General features: G+C 45.3%; 6 protein-coding genes. All 6 read right to left on the reverse strand.

What is annotated here, in order from left to right; translation table 11 throughout:
* Position 1: 1 nt before the first annotated feature.
* The 6 genes from OCV82_RS09980 to OCV82_RS10005 all read right to left on the reverse strand — a co-directional run bounded on the left by OCV82_RS09980 (position 2) and on the right by OCV82_RS10005 (position 8,672).
* Positions 2–2,080 (reverse strand): TonB-dependent receptor, encoded by a 2,079-nt coding sequence (locus OCV82_RS09980; protein ID WP_004320575.1) that lies wholly within the window; start codon positions 2,078–2,080, stop codon positions 2–4.
* Complete coding sequence (locus OCV82_RS09985) at positions 2,077–2,577, reverse strand: transposase (protein WP_004320573.1); 501 nt, start codon at positions 2,575–2,577, stop codon at positions 2,077–2,079. Before OCV82_RS09985 ends, OCV82_RS09980 begins: the two co-directional genes overlap by 4 nt.
* Positions 2,574–3,653 carry a glutaminyl-peptide cyclotransferase gene (locus OCV82_RS09990; protein ID WP_004320571.1) on the reverse strand — a complete coding sequence of 360 codons (1,080 nt, stop codon included), beginning with the start codon at positions 3,651–3,653 and terminating at the stop codon, positions 2,574–2,576. The genes OCV82_RS09985 and OCV82_RS09990 overlap by 4 nt, the downstream gene beginning before the upstream one ends.
* Before the next feature lie 84 nt (positions 3,654–3,737).
* On the reverse strand, positions 3,738–5,792 hold the full coding sequence (locus OCV82_RS09995) for a DUF4971 domain-containing protein (RefSeq protein ID WP_004320569.1): 2,055 nt from the start codon (positions 5,790–5,792) through the stop codon (positions 3,738–3,740).
* Between the two features lie 8 nt (positions 5,793–5,800).
* Positions 5,801–7,702: a PKD-like domain-containing protein gene (locus OCV82_RS10000; RefSeq protein WP_004320567.1), complete on the reverse strand. Its 1,902-nt coding sequence runs from the start codon at positions 7,700–7,702 to the stop codon at positions 5,801–5,803.
* A 1-nt stretch (position 7,703) separates the two neighbouring features.
* Positions 7,704–8,672 (reverse strand): DUF4465 domain-containing protein, encoded by a 969-nt coding sequence (locus OCV82_RS10005; protein ID WP_004320565.1) that lies wholly within the window; start codon positions 8,670–8,672, stop codon positions 7,704–7,706.
* Positions 8,673–8,777 lie beyond the last annotated feature (105 nt).

An 8,777-nucleotide genomic window follows, 5' to 3' on the forward strand; every position in this document is an offset into this window, starting at 1 on the left:
GTTACATATTTGTATTTTCGGACTTTTTCTTGTTTTTCCCGAACTTCGGGGTAATGCCGATGAAGAACTCGAAGTTGATGCCGGGCATGGGGCGCGAGAGTACCGAAAGGTAGTCCTCGTTGAAGAGGTTGTTGACGGCGAATTTTAACTGGATGTCCACCGGTTTGAAAAACAGGTTTTTCTCCAACGAGACATTGCTCATGAAATATTCGGGCAGGTGTCCTGTCAGCGTATAGTCGTTGCTCGACATGGTGTAACGTTCCGAGTAGAACGCCCATTTGTAAAGGAACGCCCAAGTCCGCCACGACAACCGTCCGGTCAGCGATGCGGAGTGCTTCGGCACGTAGGGTAACTGCTTGCCCACTGACTGGTCAGCAGGCGACATCTTCTCACCTTCATTGATGGAGGGTGTCCACGAATAGGACCCGTTCAAGTCGATGAGCCAATCTTTCGCCGGCTGCACGGCGAAGTTCGCTTTGACCTCGACGCCGTAGGCGTGGACCTTCTTTACGTTGCGGGGCGAGAAGAAGCCCTTGGTGGTGGGCAGCCAGATAATCCAGTCGTCGATGTAGGAGTCGAACCAGTTCGCACCGCCGCTCAACTTGTAAATGCCTTTCTTGCCGACATCGAAACTCACCCCGGCATCATAACTGAAACCTTGTTCGTTTTTCAGGTTGGGATTACCTCCCGGCAAAAAGTATAGGTCGTTCAGAGTTGGGAAACGGTAGTTACGCGATATGGATGCTTTCAGCATCACATTTCCTTTCGGGGAAATGATACCGTCAATGAAGAAAGCCGGAATGAGTGGAATCCAATCGGAACCATACATCTCTTCCCGCAGTACCACCGACATACCCAAGCGGTCTATCGGCTGCCACTTGGCGGATACGGAGCCGGAGAGTTCCACGCGCCCCTTGTCATAGCCCACGATGGCCTTGCCACCGTCCTGCAAGATGATGTTCTTGTCCTCGCTCCGTACCAAATGCTGGTGTGCCGATACATTGGCGGTGAAAAACCATTTTTTATCCAAAGAATACTCTCCCTCCGCCTGACCGTAAAACGTGTTTACCTTGCTGCGGGAGCGGGTCATCGACGCCCAGTTGTCAGGTGCGACCTCACGCTTGTAGTCGTAGGCCATCCATGTGTGTATGTAACCGCCTTTCACGCCGAGTTTCCAGTTGCTTTTCATGTGATCCCAGGACAAGACGCTGCGGAACGTCTGTTCTCGCTGGCGGTTCTCGAAGTCGGTTGCATCTCCATAGTCGGTCGTCAACATCGGAAGTTCCCGGTTGGAGTTGATATACCAGGCGTTCAGCCCGAAACGGTCGCCTTTCCCGGTATTGTAATACACTTCCTGAAGCAAATGCAGGTCCTTGAACGCCCCGGAGCGGTTGCGCTCTTTCGGGTGATACTGTCCGACGATGTTCTTATCCTCGTCGTAGATGTTTATCTTTTTGTCGTGGTTGGTGTACTTGTAATCGTTAGGCGAGGAAGAATAGACCGCACGGGTGGAGACGTGCCACCGCTCACTTCCGTAGGTGAAGCGGGCGAACTCATCGAAGGTCTTGAACGAGCCGATGCCCTGCACGTACTGGGCGTTGAACCCTTCAGCGACTTCAGGAGCCGTGCCGAGTTTGACCAGACCGCCCAGTCCACCGCCCGTTTCGTTCACCGATGAAGTACCGTGCAGCAGCGATGCCTGGTCGATGAAGTAGGACGGAATGGTGGAGAAGTCGGTCATGCCGAGCATGGGGTTGTTGATGCGCATCCCGTTCCACGTCACCTGCGTATGGCTGGGCGACGTGCCTCGGAAGGCGACGGTCGAGAGCGTGGCGCGGCCGTAGCTCTTGACAAACACGGACGAGTTGAACGTCAGGATGTCCGCCATCGAGAGGGCGATATTTTCTTTCAGTGCGAGTGAATCGAACTTCGTCTTCTGCACGCCGATTTCCTTCATCGGCCGTTTGCCCCATACGGTCACCTCGTCTATCTGGTGAATACGCCGGGTGATTCCCTGCGCAGACAGCACGGATGGACAGACAACCAATATTGAGAAAAGTAAATATTTTGTATATGTCATTTCCTTTTGTTTTTAATATGGTTATTTACCGCAGCATATGCAGAGAATGATGCCCGCATAAAATCTTGATAGGCATTGAATCCGTTTTCTTCAAGCAGTTGGTCGTATTCGTCCTCGAATGAAAGTTCCTGATGAACCGTCTCTTGTTTCTCAATGTGGTGTTTTACCCGATTCAGATCATTGAATGACACGCTAAACGAATCAAATCCGGCTGCCCATCCTGAAAAATCCGCATATTCCGGATATTTTCGATAGACAACGCCTGTAGAACTTTTTACTTTATTGATAATCTTTGCGAAGTCCGTGGGAGATGGTATCTCTACAAGTATATGAACATGATTGAGAAAAGCATTGCAGGCATAGACATGACAGCCTTTCCTTGTGAAAATTTGTACCATCTGATCGAGAATCATTCCTTTGGTTGTCATTGGAATCGTCATCTCCTGTCTTTTCGTGATGAAAATAATATGGTATATATGCCGCAATTTATTCTTCATTTCCAACAAAATGCACCGGGGATAATCCCGACATAAAATTCATCTATCAATTTCCCTTCGGGCGAGTAGCGGTATATCATGCCCTGCTGCTGGTAATCGATGGCATCGGCGATGTACACTTCTCCGTTGGCGGGGTTTACCGTCAGTCCGTAATAAATCGTGCCGCTGTATTCGAGGAACGGACGTACCGGCACATGGCTGGCTGTCACGTCCATGCTCCAAATGGCCTTGTTGATCCAGTAGAGTTTGTCCCTGTCGCCATTGAGCTGCACCTCCGAGGGCCAGTCGCCCAACTTGAACTTGAACTGCTTCTCCACGGTGAAGGTCTCGGCATCGATGCGGTAGAGCGACGGGGCTTCGTAACCGTAGGGGCTGCCCTCATAACCGCCGTCGGTCACCGTCCACATTTTGTTGTACTTGTCCATGACCAGCGATGTCGGTTGTATGCCGACCTTCAGTTCATCGACTACTTGATCGGTTTCGGTGTCGATTTTGATGATGCGGTTCTGGTAACTCCAGCAGTTGCAATAGACGTATTTGCCGTACTGCACCATTTGCTCCGTCGAGCCGCTTTCCATCGTCATGTCCGGCACTTGAATATAGCCGGTAATTTCGTATTTCTTCGGGTTGATGATGAAGATGCGGTTGTCCCACAATTGGGTGACGTATGCTTTTTCGTCGCTTAGGAAATGAATGTAGCGCGGTGAGGTCAGGTTCTCGATGCGTCCTACCTCCTTGAAGGTGTTCAGGTCGATGGCGAAAATCACGTGGGAGTTGTTCACCACGACCCAGCCCTTGTTGTCGTAGATGGTCATCGACTGTGCCACGTCGCCGAGTTTCATGCCGTTGGCACGGAAGAAGATTTCGTTCTGCACCTGTTTGGTTGCCGGGTCGTAATAGGACAAGGTAGCATTGCCGTACTGGAAGTTGCCCTCGTTGGTGATGAACAGTCCGGCTCCCGTGGCGTTGAAATCTTCCACGGCATCGCCGTAGTCCCACTTCATGCAGGATGTCAAGGATAGTGTCACTCCGACAACTACGCTCCATAGCAGATATTTCAATTGGTGATAGGTCATACCGTTATTTTTATAGTTAATCCCCGGCAGCTTACCTTACGGTAAGCATACCGAGGATTGGCAGAAAATTTATTGTTTCGTTATCTATTCGGCAAGCTTGTACTTCCCGTCTTTCATCTCTTGGAAAGTGGGGTTGTAACCACATTCTTTGACAGACCATTGAGATTCTCCTGTTAGAACATTGTTTTCAAACAGGTATTTGAAAGAACTGAAATCAGTAACATCTCCTTGCCCGCTTATACTAATCCCTTTTGCTGATTTGAGACCTGAAAAATCAATGGACAAAATACCATTAGAACCAAAATCAGAATACGGGCATGTTATTGAAAGATTTTCGGATATTGATTCTACGTTAGGATAAGATACTTTATCTACTTCCATATCAAACATAAAAGAAGATGTTGCAATATCAAACTTCCCATTTATCGTTTTTAATTTGGGACATAGAATATTAGTAGCCTCAATCTCAAACTTAATTTGTGCATCAGCTCCATCCGTTCCAATGCTTTCCAGATTGGTAAACTCAATATCATTCTTAAGTTTGTAAGTCGTAACTGAACATGAACCGAGAATTTTTTTCAATAACGGGAAGGTAATATTATTTGCATTCCTATTTGTCCCTAATGTTAAGGTCCCTCCAATTTCCTGCAATTTAGGAAATTCGATTTCCGCCGCCGTATTAACACTTCCCGAATTCAATGCAATAGTCATATCTCCTGCCACACGAATAAATGGCATAACAAATTCTTTTACATAAAAATAATCTATGCATTGGAAGTCACCCTGTATATTTGAGATTCCTTCCAACGTAAATTCTGTCAATCGACAATCTTTAGGAAGTAGAAAAAGGCTACCGTTAAATGTTTCCGATCCTACGATTTTATTTAGTTGCTTACATTGTAGGGTAAGTGTATTTCCGTTAAAATTTATCTGGGACAAATCCAGTTCTTCTATGAGCAGATTAGTTAAAGTCATATCACCGAGTACATCTTTCAAAGAAGCTATATTGAGTTTATTGACTTTATTCGCATCCACACTGGTCTCTCCGCAGGAAATAAGACCGGGAAGTTCAACAATGGAAATTTCTTTGCAATTTTTTATAGTTAGTCCTCCAACCGAATGTAATTCGGTCATTGCAAGACTTCCGATGGAGGACATATCGGAGAATGAGGCAGTACCGGCCACACTTTCCAATGCCGGTAGATAAATTCCTTGCAGTTTGGGAAAATATTGGATTGTAAGTTCATTCCCGACCTGTTTGAGCGCTGAGAAAACAATGGCTTCGGTTGTCGCTGATTCTTTTTGTGCTACCGAACCTTTGACAATTAAGGAAGCTCCGACAGATTCAACGGCATTTGCATCCAAATCAAGTAAAGCATCGGAAGTTATATACATATCCTCACCAATGAACTCGACTTTGGGTATAGATATTTTTTCAATGACAGAACTGTTAACGACAAAATCACCGGTCACTCCAAGCAAAGAGGGCAGATTAACCGTTTTGAGCATTATGTTTTTACTGGCAGAAGTTGTCGAACCTAATTTGAAACTTCCGAGTTGTTCCAGATTATCCAACCCGGTCAAATCCGTTCCTTTGTAAGACGGATTGATGACAAGGGAGTTACTGATTTGTTTCAGGTTGGCAAGTCCGTCCAGATTGGTGATTTCTTCTCCGTCTGCCGTTCCGATGGTCAGGCTGCCTTCGATTTTGTTTATTCCTGTCTTTGCAAAATTATCAACCTCGGCTTGCGTGGCAAGTACTACGCTGCCGCTCTGTTCGATGTCTGTATATTGATAAGTATAGGAATATACTTTGCTATCCTGCATTTTGGAGGTAACTACGAATTTCCATTCATTCTCCCAATCCTCTATGGTCGATGGATTCGGGTTAATAGAGGCTCCCTCGCAAAGGGCATACTCTACGGTAGCCCCTTTCAGACTGGTATTATAAGGTATCTCAACTGTAATCTTGTCCCCGACTATCATGGCTTGATAGGTAATGCCATCTACAGTTAGAGCAAACTCGGAGATGAAGTGATCCTTGCCGTCTATTCCGCTTACTTCAGGGTCGTCATCACTACATGCAGCAAGGCAGAGCGTAGCGAAACAGAATAGGATGAAATGATATATTTTGTTCATAATGAATTTTATTTGTCGTTATTGTTGTTTTCATCACAGAACTTGAAAACTTCCGTGGAATTTTCCCCTAACCATCCGGCTTTTACATTGACTCCGGTCTGCACCTTGATAAAGTCGATATGGGAAAGGTTTGCAGACGTGCCGTCGATATTGAGCGCATCGGAAATCTTAAAATAGTTTCCAAGTGCTCCCGCGTTAGGATTGTCTTTATTGGGCATATCATCACCAATATTATCGGCATATCCCCACCCGAACGGATTATTGGACCACATGCCTGTCGACGGGCTTTGTTCGGTACGTGCTTTCAGGCATGTGCCGTATAACGTATAGGAATCCTCTTCAATCCACAAAGGATAATAAAACTCTTGCGGGTGATAGTTGCCGAGACGGTCAATCGCCCCTTTATTTCCCTTGTTGTCTTGCCATTGGGTGTCCATGTTGGGACCGGGACGGAAATAAGTTACGGCATAGTCCTGAATGGTTTCGGGTTTTCCATATTCAGAACCCTTCAGTTCATACCATTCATCGTTGGGCAAGCCGTCTCCATTGACATCTTGCATTACCCATACAATGCCCGGTTCATTTGACGAATCAAAGGCATTTCCTTTGATGGAAAAATCATAACCGCCTTTGTTTTCGATACTGTGGTCGAATCCTACTACAATATATCCTCCCCAACCTCCGAGAGAAACATATTGTTCATTATCAAGACGTTTTTGTGCGTAAGCACAGGCTGCTTCGTGCGTGCTTTCCCCATTGAAACCTGCTGTATTCGTTTCGTTTACAAATTGTCCCGGAGCCGGAACAAATTCATATACTTTATTGCTGTAAATGGAATTTCCGGCAGCAAAAGGTCTTTTTCCGGCCGCTTCACAACATTTCACCGGAATATTGACACTGACTTCATCGACACCGGAGACCGAAATATTACGGGTGAGCACTGCTTTTGTATCTTGATTGTCGTATTTCACAGTAAAGGTAAGCGTGTGTTCTCCGGTTTTAGCGGGTTTGAAACCGTAAACCAAAGAATTGGCTCCCTCAATCGGTTGCCCGTCCAAACTCCATTGATAAGAAGGCTCGGCACTTATTGATACAAAGGGGCGGACAAACAAAGTACGTCCTAATTCTACGTATTTGGTATTATTCTCGGTAAAATATAAAGATGACGGAACTACGATTTCAATCGGAAGTTTATCGACAACCTCAATAGAAACTGTCTTCTTTGATTGTCCGTCTTCATTTGTTACGGTTAAGGTCAGTTCATAAGTTCCCAACTCATCTTGCTTGAATGTATAAGTATTTTCCGTTCCGACTTCGTTTCCGTTAAGAGTCCACAAATAAGTAGCTCCTTCTGCATTTTGAATGTCGGGTGTAAGGATATACTCACGTCCTGCGACAACTTTAAGCCCTATAGAGGGGGTTACCAATGAAATAACGGGCGGAGCCAATTCATTGACATCCACACGAATTTCTTCCTCTGTGCTGGCATCCCTCGTATCCACACGCAGGGTAACGTAATACGAACCGCATTCGTTGAAAATGTATTTCAATTGAGGCTCGTCGGAAATGATACGACCGTTGCATTTCCATGAATAAACGGCGTAATCGACATTCTGATAGGTCGGCTCAATAACGACCTCTTTTCCTATCTTTACAACGTAGATTCCGTCCTCGCTATCCAACTCAATGACAGGAGGCAATATCACGTCCTGCGATATTTCTTCGTCTTTGTTGCATGCAAATAGAAATATCGTCAAGGAGAATAAAAGCAAATACTTCTTCATTATATTTATAATTTTAATGCTGAAATTCCCTTGAAGAAAGTATTTGATTCCAATCTCCATTGGGATATAATAAAAAGGGGCAAATACTTTGCACTTGCCGTTAAAAAGCATTTGCCCCAAATTCATGTTATTCGTTTACGGTTACATCAATATCGTCTATAGCAACGTAAGCAGGAGTGTTCAATCCGTATGCGCTTGAATCGCTTCCTTCGAAATTGATAGCTACAGTACATACGCTGTCACCTAAACCGCTTAAATCCACTTGATTCCATCCGGTACGGATTTTATTGGTCAAACCTGATTCTGCATCTTTACTGGAATCGAAGTTTGCCAAATAGTATTCTACTTCCTTACCTGTAGGTTTACCCGTCGCATCCAACGCAACAAATACCACCTTAAACCATCCTTTTTGTGCCGACAAAGAGCCTTGTGTAAACGAGTTGCCATCCTTCATGACTAAGTAGGTATAAGTCGTATTACAAACCCATACGCTGTTGAATTTACCATATTTCGGTGTACCCTTGACAGGAGTGTTTGTGGTAACGACTCTGTAGCCGGTTGCATCGGTCAGGTAAATCTTCGCACATTTGTCATAGGTTGCTTGTGAATCATTGTATGAATCGCTATAACCGAAAGCTACAGCAAAATTTTTACCGCTATGACCGCCGTTGGGCCAGTACACGCTACATTGGTTTTGATAATCCCCCTGTGTCAGATTATGGAAATTAGAGATGGCAAAACCACCATTCCAAAATTCATATTCCCAAGGCTGTCCGCTTACCCATTCTTGTTCCAAATAGTTAATCGGGAACTGAATGTACGTACCGGTTTGCCCGATTTGAGTGATGTAGCCGGTCGTTACCTGCTTGCCGTTGGCCGTGGCAGAATAGAGATTGTTTCCATACTGGTCAGAAGCCATTACGCTGGAAGGTACGTTATCAAAATCGATAAGCGCATTGGTAGAACTTATCGCGCGGGTTTGAATCGCACTCTCCTCATACGGAGCAAGGAAGTCATCGTCGGATGAACATCCCGTGAACACTGCGGCGGCCATTGCTACAACAGCCATTGCCAAGAATCTAAAATTCTTTTTCATACGTAAATATTAAGCGTCCTACACATAAAGTAGGACAGGTTTATACTAAAATTGATATAAAACCGAGTATTTTGACAAAAGAAAGATTAGCATTCATGAAAACAC

It is taken from the genome of Bacteroides cellulolyticus (assembly GCF_025567135.1).
Taxonomy (GTDB): domain Bacteria; phylum Bacteroidota; class Bacteroidia; order Bacteroidales; family Bacteroidaceae; genus Phocaeicola; species Phocaeicola cellulolyticus.